At 71.5% G+C, this 17,982-nt stretch carries 15 protein-coding genes and 1 pseudogene; 6 read left to right on the top strand and 10 right to left on the bottom strand.

What is annotated here, in order from left to right; translation table 11 throughout:
- The first annotated feature begins 436 nt into the window (after nucleotides 1–436).
- Entirely contained in the window at nucleotides 437–1,102 is a 666-nt protein-coding gene (locus tag ACIQ9G_RS31230) for a bifunctional DNA primase/polymerase (RefSeq protein ID WP_403616240.1), read from the top strand.
- 227 nt (nucleotides 1,103–1,329) lie between these two features.
- Here ACIQ9G_RS31230 and ftsY read toward each other — a convergent pair whose 3' ends face one another.
- Nucleotides 1,330–2,544 (bottom strand): signal recognition particle-docking protein FtsY, encoded by a 1,215-nt coding sequence (ftsY, locus tag ACIQ9G_RS31225; protein ID WP_403616238.1) that lies wholly within the window; start codon nucleotides 2,542–2,544, stop codon nucleotides 1,330–1,332.
- A 222-nt stretch (nucleotides 2,545–2,766) separates the two neighbouring features.
- Here ftsY and ACIQ9G_RS31220 point away from each other — a divergent pair, with 222 nt between their 5' ends.
- Both ACIQ9G_RS31220 and ACIQ9G_RS31215 read left to right on the top strand, forming a co-directional pair.
- Nucleotides 2,767–4,221, top strand: a complete 1,455-nt coding sequence (locus ACIQ9G_RS31220) for a cytosine permease (RefSeq protein WP_403616236.1) — start codon at nucleotides 2,767–2,769, stop codon at nucleotides 4,219–4,221.
- Nucleotides 4,222–4,338: 117 nt separating this feature from the next.
- A pseudogene (locus ACIQ9G_RS31215) lies at nucleotides 4,339–4,969 on the top strand (LLM class flavin-dependent oxidoreductase); the annotation flags it as partial.
- 143 nt (nucleotides 4,970–5,112) lie between these two features.
- Here the strand turns inward: ACIQ9G_RS31215 and ACIQ9G_RS31210 are convergent.
- The 4 genes from ACIQ9G_RS31210 to ACIQ9G_RS31195 form a co-directional block, all read right to left on the bottom strand.
- A complete protein-coding gene (locus ACIQ9G_RS31210) occupies nucleotides 5,113–6,531 on the bottom strand; it encodes a sugar porter family MFS transporter (protein ID WP_403616233.1) in 1,419 nt (472 codons plus the stop codon).
- A 274-nt stretch (nucleotides 6,532–6,805) separates the two neighbouring features.
- Nucleotides 6,806–10,360 carry a chromosome segregation protein SMC gene (smc, locus tag ACIQ9G_RS31205; RefSeq protein ID WP_403616231.1) on the bottom strand — a complete coding sequence of 1,185 codons (3,555 nt, stop codon included), beginning with the start codon at nucleotides 10,358–10,360 and terminating at the stop codon, nucleotides 6,806–6,808.
- Between the two features lie 209 nt (nucleotides 10,361–10,569).
- Nucleotides 10,570–10,773: a hypothetical protein gene (locus ACIQ9G_RS31200; RefSeq protein WP_018567931.1), complete on the bottom strand. Its 204-nt coding sequence runs from the start codon at nucleotides 10,771–10,773 to the stop codon at nucleotides 10,570–10,572.
- 389 nt (nucleotides 10,774–11,162) lie between these two features.
- Nucleotides 11,163–11,444 carry an acylphosphatase gene (locus tag ACIQ9G_RS31195; RefSeq protein ID WP_402438843.1) on the bottom strand — a complete coding sequence of 94 codons (282 nt, stop codon included), beginning with the start codon at nucleotides 11,442–11,444 and terminating at the stop codon, nucleotides 11,163–11,165.
- Nucleotides 11,445–11,613: 169 nt separating this feature from the next.
- Here ACIQ9G_RS31195 and ACIQ9G_RS31190 point away from each other — a divergent pair, with 169 nt between their 5' ends.
- Nucleotides 11,614–12,903: a CAP domain-containing protein gene (locus tag ACIQ9G_RS31190; RefSeq protein WP_403616227.1), complete on the top strand. Its 1,290-nt coding sequence runs from the start codon at nucleotides 11,614–11,616 to the stop codon at nucleotides 12,901–12,903.
- A 12-nt stretch (nucleotides 12,904–12,915) separates the two neighbouring features.
- On the opposite strand, the gene ACIQ9G_RS31185 is transcribed toward ACIQ9G_RS31190, so the two are convergent.
- On the bottom strand, nucleotides 12,916–13,368 hold the full coding sequence (locus ACIQ9G_RS31185) for a tyrosine-type recombinase/integrase (protein ID WP_403616225.1): 453 nt from the start codon (nucleotides 13,366–13,368) through the stop codon (nucleotides 12,916–12,918).
- Between the two features lie 74 nt (nucleotides 13,369–13,442).
- On the opposite strand from ACIQ9G_RS31185, the gene ACIQ9G_RS31180 reads away from it, so the two are divergent.
- Both ACIQ9G_RS31180 and ACIQ9G_RS31175 read left to right on the top strand, forming a co-directional pair.
- Nucleotides 13,443–13,889: a hypothetical protein gene (locus tag ACIQ9G_RS31180; protein ID WP_403616222.1), complete on the top strand. Its 447-nt coding sequence runs from the start codon at nucleotides 13,443–13,445 to the stop codon at nucleotides 13,887–13,889.
- An 810-nt stretch (nucleotides 13,890–14,699) separates the two neighbouring features.
- Nucleotides 14,700–15,095 carry a winged helix-turn-helix transcriptional regulator gene (locus tag ACIQ9G_RS31175; RefSeq protein ID WP_403616219.1) on the top strand — a complete coding sequence of 132 codons (396 nt, stop codon included), beginning with the start codon at nucleotides 14,700–14,702 and terminating at the stop codon, nucleotides 15,093–15,095.
- Between the two features lie 23 nt (nucleotides 15,096–15,118).
- Here ACIQ9G_RS31175 and mutM read toward each other — a convergent pair whose 3' ends face one another.
- From mutM to ACIQ9G_RS31155, 4 genes are all read right to left on the bottom strand, one after another.
- Entirely contained in the window at nucleotides 15,119–16,024 is a 906-nt protein-coding gene (gene mutM / locus ACIQ9G_RS31170; RefSeq protein WP_403616217.1) for a bifunctional DNA-formamidopyrimidine glycosylase/DNA-(apurinic or apyrimidinic site) lyase, read from the bottom strand.
- 140 nt (nucleotides 16,025–16,164) lie between these two features.
- Nucleotides 16,165–17,004: a ribonuclease III gene (gene rnc, locus ACIQ9G_RS31165; RefSeq protein WP_403616215.1), complete on the bottom strand. Its 840-nt coding sequence runs from the start codon at nucleotides 17,002–17,004 to the stop codon at nucleotides 16,165–16,167.
- Between the two features lie 7 nt (nucleotides 17,005–17,011).
- Nucleotides 17,012–17,185 (bottom strand): 50S ribosomal protein L32, encoded by a 174-nt coding sequence (rpmF, locus tag ACIQ9G_RS31160; RefSeq protein WP_003951102.1) that lies wholly within the window; start codon nucleotides 17,183–17,185, stop codon nucleotides 17,012–17,014.
- Nucleotides 17,186–17,187: 2 nt separating this feature from the next.
- Nucleotides 17,188–17,841: a YceD family protein gene (locus ACIQ9G_RS31155; RefSeq protein WP_403616211.1), complete on the bottom strand. Its 654-nt coding sequence runs from the start codon at nucleotides 17,839–17,841 to the stop codon at nucleotides 17,188–17,190.
- Between the last annotated feature and the right edge of the window lie 141 nt (nucleotides 17,842–17,982).

The following is a 17,982-nucleotide window of genomic DNA, read 5'->3' as shown; positions in this document are numbered from 1 at the left end:
CATCCCTGAGACCACTTGTCGCCGAGTGCGCCAAGCCCTATCAGAATGCCCGTCAATACGGCCGTCCGTCCGCCGCTTCTCACCCTTCGAACGGACTGCCGACTTGCCTCCGGCATACCCACGAGTGCACGTGCCCCAGGCCTCGCACACTCACAGTAATCCTACGATCACCCGTCCAGCCACAGCGATCCCGGAAACGCCACCATTCGCCACCCCTTCGAATGAACTCTCGGTGGCCGTGGCGCGATTCACTTGACATAGGACAACAGCGAGCGGGCGGAGCGGTGCACGGGAGGGCGCGCACCGCCGAACGCACCACCCGGGGCGCTGCCGGGCGCCGCCTGGACCCGGCCACGCCGGGGAGGGAGTGTGGACGGAGAGTCACGATCCGCTTCCGCCTCGTAACCATCGAGGCGCCGGAGCCGTTGGAGGGGGCATGGGGTTCACGATCGGCGGGATGCGCGAGATCCGCTCCGGCACGCGGCGGCGCGGCCGGTCGTACCGCTCGGCGGAGGAGTGCACGGCGGTGGCCGAGTACACCGGGTTGTGGGGCTGGCCCGTGGTGCGGGGCGCGCGGACCGCCGGCGGCGCCTGCTCCTGCGGCCACGCCGACTGTCCCGCACCGGGCGCCCACCCCCTGGACTTCGCGCCCGAGATCCCGGCCGGGGCCACCCTCGACGAGGTGAGCAGGGCCTGGGCGGAGATGCCCGGGGCCGCGGTGATGCTGGCGGTCGGACGCGCCTTCGACGTGATCGAGGTGGCCGAGCCGGCGGGGCGGGGCGCCCTGACCAGGCTGGAGCGCATGGGCCTCCCCCTCGGCCCGGTGGCCGCGACGCCGGACGGGCGCGCGCACTTCTTCGTCGCCCCCGGCGCCGCCGTCGAACTGACCGGGCTGCTCTACCGCATGGGCTGGGACGACCCCGGCTCCCTCGACCTGCGCGGCCTGGGCCCGGGCACGTACATCACGGCACCGCCCTCCGACCGGGGCGGCCTCGGCCCGGTGCGCTGGCTGCGCCCGCCCGCCCTGGACACGGCCCAGCCCCCGGAGGCCCGCCTGCTCCTGGGCACCCTGGCCTACGTGGCGCACCGGTCTCGGGCGTAGCCCCGCGGAAGGGCGGGGAACCGCCCGCGGCCCGTCCGGCCCACCGGTCCGTCCGGCCCACCGGCTCATCCCACCCGGCTCATCCCACCCGGCGCGTCCCACTCGCCCGGCCGCCCCGAGGCGGCCCCGGCGGACGGACACCCGCCCCGCACCCCCGGACACGGCGACGGCGCCCGCCCCCGACTGGACCCCGGGGACGGGCGCCGCGCGTGGGGCGACGGGTTCGGTCAGTCGCCGATCAGGGCGTCCACGAACGCCTCCGGCTCGAACGGCGCCAGGTCGTCCGCGCCCTCCCCGAGCCCGATGAGCTTCACCGGTACGCCCAGCTCGCGCTGGACCGCGACCACGATGCCGCCCTTGGCCGTGCCGTCGAGCTTGGTCAGCACGATGCCGGTGATGTCGACGACCTCGGCGAAGACACGGGCCTGCACCAGGCCGTTCTGCCCGGTGGTCGCGTCCAGCACGAGCAGCACCTCGTCGAGCGGGGCGTGCTTCTCGACGACGCGCTTGACCTTGCCCAGCTCGTCCATGAGACCGGTCTTGGTGTGCAGCCGGCCGGCGGTGTCGATGAGGACCACGTCGGCCCCCATCTCCTTGCCCTCCTTGACCGCGTCGAAGGCGACGGAGGCGGGGTCGCCGGCCTCCGGGCCGCGCACGGTGTGGGCGCCGACCCGTTCGCCCCAGGTCTGGAGCTGGTCGGCGGCGGCGGCGCGGAAGGTGTCGGCGGCGCCGAGGACCACGCTGCGGCCGTCGGCCACCAGGACCCGGGCGAGCTTGCCGGTGGTGGTGGTCTTGCCGGTGCCGTTGACCCCGACGACCATCACGATGCCCGGCTTGCTGGTGGGCGGCTCGGTCCTCACCATGCGGTCCAGGTCGGTGCCGACCAGCGTGAGCAGCTCCTCGCGCAGCAGTCCACGCAGCTCCTCGGGGGTGCGGGTGCCGAGCACGCGGACGCGCTCGCGCAGCCGGTCGACGAGTTCCTGGGTGGGCTGCACCCCGACGTCGGCGGTGAGCAGCGTGTCCTCGATCTCCTCCCAGGTGTCCTCGTCGAGGTGCTCGCGCGACAGGAGGGTGAGCAGGCCCTTGCCCAGCGCGTTCTGCGAGCGGGAGAGTCGGGTGCGCAGCCGGACCAGCCGGCCCGCGGTGGGCTCCGGCACCTCGATGACGGGTGCCGGGAGCAGGTCTTCGGCGGTGGGCGGCTCCTCCACGGCGACGGGAGCCGAGCCGCCCGGAAGATCCACCTCCTCGATCGTTCGCCGCGGCTCTTCGCGCGGCGTCTCGGCCTCGTCGCCGACGTGCGGCTCGGCCGGTGGGGCGGTGATGTCGGGCGGCGCGGGGGGCGGCGGGGGCAGCGACTTTCTCCGTCGGCTGCCGACGATGAGCCCGCCGAGTGCGCCGAGCACGACCACGGCGATGACTACAGCAAGGATGACGGTTTCCATAACCCGTCCAGTATCAGCCATGGGTTCCGGCGACACCCTGCTTGTGCCTTCGCCGGGGAGACAAACACCACTTAAAGGCACGAGTCGGATCAAAGTACGATGGAGCCTCTCGCGTCCACCCGCGTGGAGCCGCGACGTCCAGTCCCCCAGTCTCCCCCCTTCTCTCCCGCTACGACCGCACCTCCCCTGTCCCCCACGACCGAGGCACGGAACCACTTTTTTATGCGCAAGACCGCCGAGACCGAAGGCGCCCTGGAGACCCGCGGCATCGAGCAGGTGCCCGACCACGAGCGCACCGCCAGGACCCGCGAACTGTTCCCCACCTGGGTGGGCGCCAACATCAGCGTGCTGCTGCTCACGATGGGCGCGAGCCTCGTCGTGGCGTACCACCTCGACGTCTGGCAGGCGCTCGTCGTCGCCGCCGCGGCACCCGTCGTGTCGTACGGGCTGGTGGGGCTGATCGGGATCGCGGGCAAGCGCGGCGGGGCGCCCGGCATGGCGCTGTCCCGCGCCGTGTTCGGGCAGCGGGGGAACCTGCTGCCCGGTTCGCTGATCTGGGTCGCCCGCTGGGGCTGGGAGACGATCAACGCGGTGACCGGCGCCTACGCGATGCTCACCATCCTGAAGATCCTCTTCGGCCTCGGCGCGAGCGGCGTGCTGGACATGGTCATGCTGCTGGCGTTCGTCGTCGCGACCTTCGCGATCTCCGGGCTCGGCATCAACGCCGTGCAGAAGTGCAACAAGTACGCGACCTACCTCTTCGGTCTCTTCTCGGTCCTGGTCCTCGGTTATCTGGTGGTGCGCACCGACTGGTCCGCGGTCGTCGGCCGGCCCGCCGGGCCCACGGCCGCGGTGATCACGGGCATCGGGCTGATCGCGGCGGGCGGTGTCAGCTGGATCCCGTCGGCGCCGGACTTCACCCGCTACCTGCCGCGCACCGCCTCCTCGAAGGCGATCGTGGGCACCACGGTCGGCGGCGCCGGCCTCGTCGTCCTTCCCATGGTGCTGATGGGCGCGGTGATGGCGGTCTCCACTCCGGACCTGGCCTCCGCCGCCGACCCGGTCTCCTTCCTCGGCGAGATCCTGCCGACGTGGCTCGCGGTGCCGTACCTGGTGATCGCCCTGATCGGGATGCTGCTGATCAACTCGATGTCGATGTACTCGGCGGGCTTCACCGCGCAGACCCTCGGCTTCCGGGTGCTGCGCCACTGGGCGGTCTCGGTGAACGCCGTGATCTCGCTCGCCTTCGGCGGTGTCCTGATGCTGGTGGCGACGAGCTTCCTGGGCTCGTTCATCGCGTTCCTGTCGCTGCTCGCGGTGGCGTTCTCCGCCTGGGTCGGCGTCTTCGGCGCGGACATGCTGCGGCGCGCGGAGTACGACGGCCGCGCCCTGGCCGACACCACACGCACCAGCGCCTACTGGTACCGGGGCGGCTTCTCCCCCGCCGCGGTGGCCGCCTGGGCGGCCGGCCTGGGCGCGGGCCTGATGTTCACCGCCTCCGACTGGTTCACGGGTCCGCTGGCCCGGAACAACGTCGTCGGCGAGTACGGCCTCGGCTGGGTCGCCACGATCGTGATCTCGGGCCTGCTGTACACGGTGCTGCCGAAGCCCGCGGTGGTGACGGCGCCCACCGGCGCGCCGGAGCCGGCCGAGGAGCGGGCGGGCGTCGGCGCCTGACCCCGCCGCACCGGCCGGGCCCCGACGCGAACGGCACGCCCGCCGCCAATACCACAATCCGACGCCACGTCAGTTGACGTCCCCCTGCACACACGCCCGGTGAAGGGGGACGTCGCCATGCCCGTCACGGTCGTCCCTTTCAACCTCGTCGAGCCCGGCGCCACCCCGGCCTCGCTCGGCGCGCGCTACCGGGCGGCCGTCGAGATGGCCGCGTACGCCGACGACCGCGGGATCGCCGTGGTGCAGACCGGGGAGCACCACGGGGTGGCGGACAACTGCACCACGGGGTGGCGGCAACTGGCCGCCCTCGCCGTTCACCTTCGCCGGTGCCGTGCTCGGCGCGACCCGGCGGCTCGCGGTCACCGTGTCGGCGGCGATCGGCCCGCTGCACGAACCGCTGCACGACCTGCTGCGCCTGGCCGAGGACATCGCCGTGCCGGACCCGCTGAGCGGCGGACGGCTGGTGACCGTCGCCGGCATCGGGTACCGGCCCGAGGAGTACGCGACGTCCGGCGTGGAGTGGAAGGGGCGCGGCAGGCTTCAGGACGACGTGCTGGAGACCCTGCTGCGGGCCTGGACGGGTGAGCCCTTCGCCTTCCGGGGCCGTACCGTGCGGGTCACCCCGCGCCCGTACTCGGACCCGCACCCACCGCTGCTGGTGGGCGGCTCCTCCCGGGCCGCCGCGCGCCGGGCCGCCCGGCTCGGTCTGCCGTTCTTCCCGAGCGCGCACCTGCCGGAGCTGGAGGCGTGCTAAGCAGTCCGCGCCTGTTCTGCGAAGACGTACTGCCCCGGCTCGGTGCGTGAGCCGGGGCAGTACGTCCTACGGGGTTCGAGGAGAGGGGCAGCGGGGACTTGGCCCATCTCCTCGAGTCAGTGGGCCTCTGGCGAGGCTCAGCCCATCTCCTCCAGCGACTTGCCCTTCGTCTCCTTGACGAACTTCAGGACGAACGGGATGGAGAGCGCGGCGAAGACCGTGTAGATCACGTAGGTGCCGGACAGGTTCCAGTCGGCCAGCGACGGGAAGCTCGCGGTGATTGCCCAGTTGGCGATCCACTGCGCGGCGGCGGCCACGCCCAGGGCGGCGGCACGGATCTTGTTCGGGAACATCTCGCCGAGCATGACCCAGACGACCACACCCCAGGAGAGGGCGAAGAAGAGGACGAACAGGTGGGCGGCGATCAGGGCGATCCAGCCCTGGGTGGCGGGCAGCTTGCCACCGACCAGGTCGTGGGAGAAGGCCCAGGCCTCCAGCGCCAGGCCGAGGGCCATACCGACCGAGCCGATGAGCGCGAGCGGCCTGCGGCCGACGCGGTCCACGAAGATCATCGCGATCACGGTGCCGACGATGTTGATGATCGACGTGGTGAACGAGTAGAAGAACGAGTCCGTCGGGTCGACGCCGACCGACTGCCACAGCGTCGAGGAGTAGTAGAACGCGACGTTGATGCCGACGAACTGCTGGAAGACCGACAGGCCGATGCCGACCCAGACGATCGGCTTGAAGAAGAAGCCGCCGCCGAGCAGGTCCTTGAAGCTCGACTTCTCCTCGCGCTTCATGGCGGTCTCGATCTCGGCCACGCGGGCGTTCAGGTCGGCGTCCTTGCCCTCGACCTCGGCGAGGATCTCCCGGGCGCGGTCGCGCCGGCCGACGGAGATCAGGAAGCGCGGGGACTCGGGGATGGCGAAGGAGAGCAGCCCGTACAGGACGGCCGGGACGACCATCACGCCGAGCATGACCTGCCAGGCCTCCAGGCCCCACAGGGTGCCGCGCTGGTCGCCGCCGGCGGCGTTGAGCAGGCCCCAGTTGACCAGCTGCGAGATGGCGATGCCGACGACGATCGCGGCCTGCTGGAAGGAGCCGAGACGGCCGCGGTACGCGGGCGGGGCGACCTCGGCGATGTAGGCGGGGCCGATGACCGAGGCCATGCCGATGGCGAATCCGCCGACGACCCGCCAGAAGGCGAGGTCCCACAGCGAGAAGGGCAGCGCGGAACCGACGGCGCTGACCGTGAAGAGGACGGCGGCGATCTGCATGCACCGGATGCGGCCGATGCGGTCGGCTATGCGGCCGGCGGTCGCGGCGCCGACGGCGCAGCCGATGAGGGCGATGGCGATGACCTGGGCCAGCGCCGCGGAGCCGACGTCGTAGCGGTCCCGGATGGCCTCGACCGCGCCGTTGATCACGGAACTGTCGTAGCCGAAGAGGAAACCGCCCATCGCGGCCGCCGCCGCGATGAAGATGACGTGCCCGAGATTCTCGGGTTGAGCCGTCCTGGCTCCTGACTTGGGGGCCTGCGCTGTGCTGGTCACGTGTACTCCTCGGGCCACCGGCAACGCTGCCGGGGGTGGGGGGTCTGCCCTTCGGGTTCGTGAGACCTGAAGGTAAAAGCAACGTTGCAGAGACTATTCCTTCAAGTTTCGAAGTCAATAGGGCAACCGTTGTGAGCTTTCCCCGGACGGCGTGTCGGCCTTGTGTTCAAGTAGTGAACCCAAATAGGACTCTCGGCCCGTCTACCCGGAAGTCCCAGGGGCACACGGGGGCTCCGCGACCGCGGGGGCGGGCGCACCCGAAGCGGGGCCGTGGTCAGCGCAGACGCTGGGAGATGACCTTCGACACACCGTCGCCCTGCATGGAGACGCCGTACAGCGCGTCGGCGACCTCCATCGTGCGCTTCTGGTGTGTGATCACGATGAGCTGCGAGGCCTCCTGCAGCTCCTGCATGATGCGGATCAGCCGCTGCAGGTTGGTGTCGTCGAGGGCGGCCTCGACCTCGTCCATGACGTAGAACGGGCTCGGCCTGGCCTTGAAGATCGACACCAGCAGCGCGACCGCCGTCAGCGACCGCTCACCGCCGGAGAGCAGGGACAGCCGCTTGACCTTCTTGCCCGGCGGACGGGCCTCGACGTCCACGCCGGTGGTGAGCATGTTGTCGGGGTCGGTCAGCACCAGCCGCCCCTCACCGCCCGGGAAGAGGCGGCTGAAGACGCCTTCGAACTCGCGGGCGGTGTCCCGGTAGGCCTCGGTGAAGACCTGCTCGACGCGCTCGTCGACCTCCCTGACGACCTGGAGCAGGTCGGCACGGGTCTTCTTCAGGTCCTCGAGCTGCTCGCTGAGGAACTTGTGGCGTTCCTCCAGCGCGGCGAACTCCTCCAGGGCCAGCGGGTTGACCTTGCCGAGCTGCTGGTAGGCGCGCTCGGCCGCCTTGAGCCGCTTCTCCTGCTCGGCGCGCGCGTACGGCCGGGGCCGGTTGCGCGGGTGCTCCGGGTCGTCCGGCAGCTGCTCCCCCTCGGCGGGCGGCGAGGGCGGCACCATCTGGTGGGGGCCGTACTCGGCCATCAGCCCGGCCGGTTCGACACCGAGCTCCTCCAGCGCCTTCGTCTCCAGCTGCTCGATCCGCAGCCGCTTCTCGGCACCGAGCACCTCGCCCCGGTGCACCGAGTCCGTCAGCTTGTCGAGTTCGGCCTTGAGGTCGCGTCCCTCGGTGCGCGCCCGGGCGAGCTCCTGCTCTCGGCGGGCCTTGGCGGCCTCGGCGGCGGCCCGCTCCCGCTCCGCGCGGCCCAGCGACACCTCGACGTGCGCGAGGAGCTGCCGGGCGCCGGAGGCGACGGCCTCGGCCACGGCCGCCTCGTGGCGCAGGCGGGCGCGCCGCTGCTCGGCGCGCGCGCGTGCCTCGCGTTCGGCGCGGGCGGCCCGGTCCAGGGAGTCGGCCCGGCCGGCCAGCCCCTTGACCCGCTCCTCGTGGGTACGGGCCTGGAGGCGGGCCTCCATCTCGGTCTGGCGGGCGTTGGCGCCGTCGGCGGCGAGCCGGTCCCGTACGGAGGTGTCGGGCTCCTCCTCGATCGGCATCTCCTCGGCGACGGCGAGCCGTTCGGCGAGTTCCTCCACCTCCGCGCGGGCCTTGTCGAGCGCGTCCTGGGCCCGGGCGGCCGCCGCCGCCGACCGCTCGGCCTCGCCGGCCGCGCCGCGGGCCTGGCCGGCGAGCCGCCCGAGCTGCTGCGCGACGGCGGACTTCTCCCGGTCGGCGGCCCGGCGCCGCTCGCCGAGCTCCTCGACCAGCGCCGCGCACTCGGTGCGCTGCTCGGCGGTCCGGGCCTGGGCGGCGGTCAGCTCCTCGCACCGCACGGCCAGTTCCGCCAGTTCGGCGGCGGCCTCGTCGACGGAGGCCTGCACCTCCAGCAGGCTGGGCGCCCCGGCCGAGCCGCCCTGCGCGAAATGCGCCCCGAGCACATCGCCCTCGGCCGTCACGGCGGTCACACCGGGCCGGGCGAAGACCAGCTCCTCGGCGTCCTCCAGGGTGCCGACGACGACGGTCCCACGCAGCAGCCGCCGTACCGCGGGCATCAGTTCGGCGGGGCCGCGGACCAGGTCGGCGGCGCGGGGCGGGCCGTCGGGACGCTCCTGCTCCGGTACGTCGTCGGGGGCGCCGGCGACGAGCAGCGCCGCGCGTCCGGCGTCCTGCTTGCGCAGCAGGCGGATCGCGTCCGCCGCCGCGGAGGGGGTCCGCACGGCGAGGGCGTCCGCGGCCGCGCCGAAGGCCGCAGCCAGCGCGACCTCGTGGCCCGGGGTGACCGTCAGCAGCTCAGCCGCCGGGCCCAGCAGTCCGGTGAGCCGGTCCCGGGCGCCGAGCAGGGCGCCCGTGCCGTCCTTGCGGCGCAGTCCCATGGCCAGGGCGTCGTGCCGGGCCTGGGTCGCCGCCCGGCTGCGCTCGGCTGCGGTGACCGCCTCGCGGGCCGCCGTGAGGCCGGCCTCCGCTGCGGCGAGCCGCTCCTTGGCGGCCTCGTGCCGTGCGGCGAGCTCCTCGTCTCCGGCGTCGAGTCCGTCGACCTCGGCCTTGAGCGCCTCGTACTCCTCCTGCGCCGAGCCGGCGCGGTCGCGCGCCTCGTCCCGTGCGGCGGCGAGCCGGTCGATCTCGGCCTGGGCGGAGGCGGCGCGCGAACGAGCCGCGTTGACCTGGCCGCTGAGCCGGGCTAGCCCCTCGCGGCGGTCGGCGATGGCGCGGGCGGCGTCCTTCAGGCGCCGCTCCTCGAGGGCGAGTTCGCGCTCCAGCTCGGCGCGGTGGGCGACCGTGTCGTCCAGGGCGCGCTGGGCCGCCTCCAGGGCCGCCTCCAGCTCGGCCTCCTGCTCGCGGATGCGGGCGGCCTCGCGTTCCATGTCCTCCGGGTCGCGTCCGCGCCGCTCCTCGGGAGGCGCGGAGGTGGCGCTCTTGACCCGGGCGTCGGCCAGGGAGACGGTGCCGCGGACGCGTTCGGCGAGCTGGGACAGCTCGTACCAGGTCTGCTGGGCGCGCTGGAGGCGCGGGGTGAGCCGCCGCACCTCGTCCTCGAGCCGGGCCTCGCGCTGGAGGGCCCCGCGCAGGTCCCGCTCGGCGGCTTCCTTGCGTTCCTTGAGCGCGGCCTCGTCGGCGACCTCGGTCTGGAGCGCCTCCCGCAGCCGTACGAGGTCGTCGGCGAGCAGGCGCAGCCGGGCGTCGCGGAGGTCGGCCTGGATCACGGCCGCGCGGCGGGCCACCGCGGCCTGGCGGCCGAGCGGCTTGAGCTGGCGGCGCAGTTCGTCGGTGAGGTCCTGCACGCGGGCGAGGTTGGCCTGCATCGCGTCCAGCTTCCGCAGCGCCTTCTCCTTGCGCTTGCGGTGCTTGAGGACGCCCGCGGCCTCCTCGATGAAGGCGCGGCGGCCCGTCGGGTCGGCGTGCAGGACGGAGTCGAGCTGGCCCTGGCCGACGATGACGTGCATCTCGCGGCCGATGCCGGAGTCGGACAGCAGTTCCTGGATGTCGAGGAGCCGGCAGGTGTCGCCGTTGATCTGGTACTCGCTGCCGCCGTTGCGGAACATGATCCGCGTGATGGTGACCTCGGCGTACTCGATGGGCAGGGCCCCGTCGGAGTTGTCGATGGTCAGGGACACCTCGGCGCGGCCGAGCGGGGGGCGCCCGGTGGTGCCGGCGAAGATGACGTCCTCCATCTTGCCGCCGCGCAGCGACTTGGCGCCCTGTTCGCCCATGACCCAGCTGAGCGCGTCCACGACGTTGGACTTGCCCGAGCCGTTCGGTCCGACGACGCACGTGATGCCCGGCTCGAACCGGAGCGTGGTCGCCGAGGCGAACGACTTGAAGCCGCGGAGGGTCAGGGCCTTGAGGTGCACGCCGCCGGACTCTACCCGCCGCCGATGTCCCGCTCCATGAACCCGCGGTTTCACCGCTGAACGTGCAGGGCACACCAAACGTTAAAGACGGTGAAAGGATGCACGGGGGCAAGAAAGAAAGAAGGGACGCCGAAGCGTCCCTTGCAACTCTGACAACTGAGCGGTTGATACGGGCAGCCCAACCACTGTGTCGGGGTGCGATGCAGTGATCAGGTGAGCGCAGGCTCCGCCTGGTGTGCGTCGACGCGCTCCATGATCCTGTCGTGAGAAGCGGCAGCCGCCAGCGCGTCGTTCTCCGCCTGGATGCGTACGAGTTCGGATTCCAGGTCCTGGACGCGCTGCTGGAGCCGTCGCATCTCGGCGAGGAGTCGAGGGTCGGAGCCGCCGACGTAACCGAGAAGCGCCTTTGCCATGATGGATGGTCCTCCACACTGAGTGACCGACCGAGCCGGTGTGGGTCGTGAGGGATTCGCACCCGGAGTGCTTGGCACTGTTGAGTTCGTGCTGCCGTTCATCCATGCCAAACAGCTAAGGTGCGCGGGTTTTCAGCGTCTCACCAAAAAGTTTGACGGTCAACACGATCACGCCCCGTATCGACGGGCGTCCCGGGGGCGCGCGGCCGGAAGAAGGCGGCGCGGCTGCTCCTGCGGGCCCCTTGGGGCGTGGCGATCATCCTGCCGTGCGGAGCGCGCCACGGCAAGCCCTTCTCGGCAACGACCTGCCCTTTTCCGCTCCGGGGCTGCTTCCGGCAGATGCCCCCGGCACGCGACTCCGTTTCCGGGGCGCTCCGTGCGGTTCGGGCTCAGCGCTCGACGAACCCCTCGTAGCCGCCGCGGGGTGTGTCCCAGATCTCGGTGACTCCGTCGACGCGTCCGGGCGTGTCGCCGCCCTGGAGCCAGGCGAGCAGCCGCTCGCAGCCGTCGCGCGGGCCCTCGGCGACCACCTGCACCCGTCCGTCGCCGAGATTGAGAGCAAAACCACGCAGGCCGCCGATCTCCAGGGCCCTGGCCCGGGTGAACCAGCGGAAACCCACACCCTGGACGCGTCCGCGCACCCACGCGGTCATCCGTACATCCTCGCTCATGGGTGCAACCTAACGGGCCAATGTCTCCGGGGGCACTTCCTCCCCTCTCCCCATGCGGTACCGTCCCCACCCAATGAATCTCATATGAAACTCACTCGATCGAGTGAGTTGGGTTGACCATGACGGCTCTGCGTCGGGGTCGACCGCTGGGGACGAGGAAGGCCAGGACATGGGACGCCACCGACGCTCGGACTCGGACGCCGGCCGCGCCGCCACGGGGACCACGGAGACATACGGCGCGTACCCGCAGGGCCACGACGACCTCTGGGACGCGTACCCGCAGGGCCACGACTTCCGGGATTCGTACTCGCCCGGCCACGACTTCCGGGACCCGTACTCACCCGGCCACGACTTCCGGGACCCGTACTCACCCGGCCACGACCTTCGGGACCCGTACCAGCACGGAAGCGGCCTCCGGGACGTGTACGCGGACGACGACCGCATGGGCATCGCCCCCTACCTCAACCCGGACCTGTACGCCGACGCCTACGCCAAGGCCCAGGAGTACCTCTTCACACCGGACGAGCCCCACGCCCGCTCCGCCGACACCGTGACCTTCCCGGCCGAGGGCTTCTTCCCCGGGGAGGGTCCGCGCCGGGGCGGCGGGCACCGCCGCCGGAAGAAGGCCGCCGCCACGCCCGTGCGCTCTGGCCTGCTCGGAGTCTCGGCCGCCGTCGCCATCGGCACGGTGGCCGTGGCGACCGGAGCCGTGCCGGGTCTGGACAACTACAAGCTGGGCGGCGGGAGCAGCAGCGGCGCCGACGCGGTGCAGGCCGCGGGAGCGCCGACGAACTCGGCCTCGGAGCAGGGCGGCACCTCGGGCAGCGCCCAGGACCGGACCGGCGACTCGTCGACCAGCCGTGGCGCGGACCGGTCGGCCGCACCGGGGCAGGCCGCCTCGGGTTCGGGCTCGGCCTCGGCGTCGACCTCCGCCGCGCCGTCGGCCACGCCCACCGGGTCGCCGTCGGTGAAGCCGACCACGGCCGCGCCGAGCCGGACCAAGCAGCCCAAGCCCAGCACGCCGGCCCACAAGCCCCCGAAGGCGGAGGGCAGGAACCAGGCCCCGGCGGCGATCTCCCAGCAGGCGGCCGCCGAGGCGCAGGTGCTCAAGCTCGTCAACGAGGAGCGGGCGAAGGTGGGCTGCAGCCCGGTGACGGCGAACAGCGCGCTGACCGAGCTGGCGGAAAAGTTCAGCAAGGCCATGGCCGACCAGGACTTCTTCGACCACACCGACCCCAGCGGCGCCTCGCCGTGGGACCGGGCCGCGAAGCTCGGCATCACCGGCCTCGGCGGCGAGAACATAGCCCGCGGCCAGGCGGACGCGGCGGCGGTGATGGAGGCCTGGATGAACAGCGCCGGCCACCGCGCCAACATACTGAACTGCGACTTCAAGACCCTGGGCGTGGGCGTCCACTTCGGCTCCGGCGGCCCCTGGTGGACACAGGATTTCGGCTATTGAGACAGCCGCAGGTCAGGGGCCTGAGCGCCCTCCTGGGCCGTGTCCGGGAGCCGTAGGCTCTTCGTCCGCGAAGACGCGATCCACGGCGGCCCGGGTCCGGGTCCCGCTCGACGGCATCAGGTGCGTGTACGTCCGCAGCGTGAAGCCGGGGTCATGGTGCCCCAGGTACTCACTGAGAGCCTTGATGCTCTCCCCCGCGTCCAGCAGCACCGAGGCGTAGAAGTGCCGCAGCGCGTGCATATCGTTCTCCCGCCCGGACTCGACGCCCGCGGCCCGAAGTGCCGGCCGCCAGACGCGATGGTTGAAGCGGTTCCGGTCCAGTGACAGCCCCATGGAGCCGGTGAAGATCAGCGACGCCGTCACCGGCGGTCCGTCGAGGGTCTTCCACGGCAGCGTGATCCTCGTGACCGGGTAGCGCTCGAGGTGACTGGCCAGCGCGAAGGCGACGGACTCCGGCAGGGGCACATCACACGGGCAGTGACGTGCGCGACGCCGGTCTCGTACTCTGATCGGATCCGCGGGGTCTACTCGGAGGCGCAGTGGTCGGCACGGAAGACGGACAGGGCAAGGGACGCCTGCCGATCTTGTGCGCGGCAGGGCTTCTCGTAGTGGTCGGAGGCCTGGGAATCGCACACGCCATTCGTGACACCAACTCCCGCCTCCACGCCGTGAGAGACGCCGGTCATACGTTCCTGGGAGCCCTCGGTTCAGACAACGGCGAGCGCGCATGTGCCCACATGACCCGGACCGCGCAGACCGAACTCGTGGCGGATCAGCACCAGAAGAACTGCGCACAGGCAGTCAACGCCCTCGTCGCCCCTCTCAGCAGCGCCGAGCGACACCGGCTGGCGACCTCCTATGACTCCGCATTCTTTGCCAAAGAGGGAAGTTTCGGGCATGTCAATGTCCGCGACAACCCGCTCCAGATCACGGAGTTGCTTCTGTCTGAAAGCCATGGAAGCTGGCTGGTGGCCGAGATGAGGTAGTCGGCCGCACGAGACCCTCGCATGCGCGAGACGGTCTACGAGGCCGATGAGACGGAGATGCGCGAGGTCATCTCCTGCGGGCCCGAACTGAGCCGGTGCCTCCACGGGACTGTCAGCCGCGCTTGTCAAGACCGCATGCGGCGGCTGACACCAACAAGCACGGACACCAACGGGTTGCCGCACGGGGAACAGCGGGGAGTCACGGCACCCAGTTCAGAAACGCGCAGGTCAGCACCTCGCCAGGTCACCACAGATCCGCATACGCACTCTTCCGAACTGGTGCTCCGGCCGGAGCTTCACCACCTGTGCAACAGCGCGCGCCGCAAGACATATGGTTTCGCTCGTGAAGGCTCCCTGGATGACACGTGGTGGTTCTTGGCTCGCTGCATGGGCCATCGCCACATTGATGTTCTGGTTGATGGGGAAGCTGACCGACGAACCAGCGGGTTGGATGGCATCCGCAGCCTTCGCCCTGTTCGCGCTTGTTGTTGGGGAGCTGTCCCCACGATGGCACCGCTACTGTCGATCAAGAAAGCAGGCCCGTACGCGCTCAGCGTCAGCCGGCGAGTAACGAAGTCGGTCACCCCGGGCCGTCGCTGGGCCGTCCGAGGGCGCACAACGACGGCCAATGCTGACAACCGGTGGCCGCACGCGCAGTCCGGCCGGTCGGCGGGCTGAGTCCAGGCGTACGGAGATCGACGGGGCGCTGCGGGCACGTTAGTACCGGACACTGACAACCCTGTCCGGCATGGACTTACTCATGGTTAGCGCAAACTGCGGGGCAGCGCTGTGTTCGCGTACGCTTGGGGTATGACCATCGCGCAGGAGTGCACGGAGGATCAGAACCTCCCTTACAACGTGTTCGCCAAGGCCTGTCCCTCGCGCGGCACGCTGGAGCACGTCACCGGCCGCTGGGGTTCGCTCACCCTCGGCGCGCTGCACGAGGGGTCCCTGCGCTTCAACGAGCTGCGCCGCCGCGTGGACGGCGTGAGCGAGAAGATGCTGTCCCAGACACTGCACGCGCTGGAGCGCGACGGGCTGGTGCACCGTGAGGCCCAGCCGACGAACCCGCCCCGCGTGGACTACGAACTGACCCCCCTCGGCCACGAGGTCGCCGGGCGGCTGCTGGCCCTCATCCACTGCGTGGAGGGCCGTATGGACGACGTGCTGGCCGCGCGCGAGGCGTACGACGCCCGCCGGGACTAGAGGGGCAGTCCGGCCGGTCCCGTCTAGCCCGCGGCGGGCCCGTAGGGCCCGGGTGGGACGCGGACGGGCCGGAGGCGTTCGCGCGGTGCCCGCTGGCACTTCGGGCAGAAGTAGCTGGAGCGGTTCATCCATGGGCGGCGGCGCATCGGGGTCGCGCAGCGGCGGCAGGGCAGGCCCTCGCGGCCGTAGGCGTCCAGGGAGCGGTCGAAGTACCCGGACTCGCCGTTGACGTTGACGTACAGGCTGTCGAAGCTGGTGCCGCCCAGGGCCAGGGCCTGGTTCATGACGTCCCTGACGTGGCAGAGGAGTTCGGCCGTGCGCCCTCGGGTGAGGGTCGCGGTGGGGTGCTCGAAGTGGATGCGGGCCCGCCACAGCGCCTCGTCCGCGTAGATGTTGCCGACCCCGCTGATCAGCGACTGGTCCAGCAGTGCCCGCTTGATGGTGGTGCGCTTGCGGCGCAGCGCCCGGTGGAAGGCCTCGTCGTCGAACAGCGGGTCGAGGGGGTCCCGGGCGATGTGGGCGATGACGTCGGGCAGCCCGTCGGGGGTGGTGTCGTGCAGCGAGAGCCCGCCGAAGGTGCGCTGGTCGACGAAGCGCAGCTCGGTGCCGAGGCTGTCCGCGAACCGGATGCGGATGCGCAGGTGCTTCTCGGCGGGCGCCTCACGCGGCTGGACCAGCAGCTGGCCGCTCATACCGAGGTGGGCCAGGATCGCCTGACCGGAGCCCTCCAGGGGGAGCCACAGGTACTTGCCGCGACGGTGGGGCGTGCCGACGCGGTGGCCCTTGAGGCGGTGGGCGAAGTCGTCCGGGCCGGCGAGATGCCGCCGGACCGCGCGCGGGTGCAGCACCTCGACGTCGGCGACGGTCCGGTGGGCGACCCACCGCTCCAGGCCACGCCGTACGACCTCGACCTCGGGCAACTCGGGCATGGACTCCCCCGTTTTCCGCGGGTCCGCGGCCGCGCGGCGCTCGACCGCGGGGCCGTCGGCCCTCCTGTACGACCGAGCGCCCGGCCCCGGGCTGGGGCGGGCGCTCGGTGCGCTGTGCTGGGGATGCGGCGCGCGCCGGGTCAGGCTGAGGCCGACTCGGCGTCCGCGCTGTCCCCGGCGGGCGCGACGGCCTCGGCCGCCGCCTTGGCGCGCTCGTCCGCCGCGGCCCGGATGGACCGCCAGGCGGACTCGGCGGCCTGCTGCTCCGCCTCCTTCTTGCTGCGGCCGGTGCCGGTGCCGTACGAGACGCCTCCGACGCGGGCGGCAGCAGTGAAGGTCTTCTCGTGGTCGGGGCCGGTCTCCGTGACCAGGTACTCGGGCACGCCGAGCCCCTCGGTCGCGGTGAGCTCCTGGAGGCTGGTCTTCCAGTCCAGGCCGGCTCCGAGGTTCGAGGACTTCTCGATCAGCGGGTCGAACAGGCGGTGCACCAGTTCGGAGGCCGCGTCGAGGCCCTGATCGAGATAGACCGCGCCGATCACCGCTTCCAGGGTGTCGGCGAGAATGGACGCCTTGTCCCGGCCGCCCGTGCCCTCTTCACCACGGCCGAGCCGGATGAAGGAACCCAGGTCGAGGCCGCGACCGACCTCCGCCAGCGCACGCGAGTTGACCACCGCGGCCCGCAGCTTGGCCAGCTGGCCCTCGGGCAGGTCGGGGTGGGTGCGGTACAGCGTGTCGGTGACGACGAGACCGAGGACGGAGTCCCCGAGGAACTCCAGGCGCTCGTTCGTCGGCAGACCGCCGTTCTCGTACGCGTACGAGCGGTGGGTCAGCGCACGCACCAGAAGGGCGGACTCGAGCTGGTAGCCGAGCCGCCCTTCCAGAAGCGTGTGGGACGAGGCCGTGTTGTCCGACTTTTTCCGGGCGGTTGGGTCCGCCTTGGCGTCATCCGCCTTCTTGGCAGTGGACACGGTGCCTCTCACCAGCCGCTCAGACCTCGAGGACCTGGCGCTTGTTGTAGGTGCCGCACGACGGGCACGCGATGTGCTGCTGCTTGGGCTCGTGGCAGCGCTCGCACGCAACCAGGGTGGGGACCGCAGCCTTCCACTGCGACCGGCGGTGGCGCGTGTTGCTGCGCGACATCTTCCGCTTCGGAACAGCCACGGCTACTTCTCCTGCTTCTCGTCGGCGGGCGCTGATCGAGGCACGCCGCCGCTCATCTCGTCCTTCTCGCCGTCTTCGAGTGAACCGGCGAGTCCCTGCAGTGCCGCCCAACGGATGTCGACGGCGTCATGGTGGTGGTCCGGGTCGTCCGCGAGCCGCGCTCCGCACTCGGAGCACAGTCCCGGGCAGTCTTCCCGGCACACCGGCTGCATCGGCAGTGCGAGCACCACCGCGTCACGCAGCACGGGTTCGAGGTCGAACAGGCCGTCCTCGAGGAAGAGCCTGTCCTCGTCGTCCTCGGCGTCGTCGCCCGGTTCCGCGATCACGCGGCCCCGGTCGTCGGCGTCAGGGTACGAGAACATCTCCTGGAAGTCCGCGTCGAGCTCCAGCTCGACCGGCTCCAGACACCTTACGCACTCCCCCTCGGCCTGTGCACGGGCGGTGCCGGTGACGAGCACACCTTCCATGACCGACTCGAGTCGGAGTTCGAGCTCCACCGGGGCGCCTTCCGGCACTCCAACGACTCCCTGGACGCCGAAGTCCTTGGGGGCCGGGATCGAGCGGGTGAGCCGCTGCAGCGCACCGGGACGCCGTCCCAGCTCGTGCGTGTCGAACACGAGGGGGTTGCGGTGGTCGAGGCGGGCGTTGGAGGCCATTCCTGCTTTCGATCTTCTGGGCTCAGAGGGACACTGCCCTACGGTGTCGCCGGGCAGCGCTGATCGCGGGCTTATGCGCGACCGAAGAGCCAGGATACTGGACCTTTCGCTGTCGGCCCAATTCGGGTGGGCGCTCCCGGC

The organism is Streptomyces sp. NPDC096152, assembly GCF_044763235.1.
GTDB lineage: Bacteria > Actinomycetota > Actinomycetes > Streptomycetales > Streptomycetaceae > Streptomyces.
The sequence above is the reverse complement of the archived record's forward strand: the minus strand, read 5'-3'. Positions and strand labels throughout refer to the sequence as shown.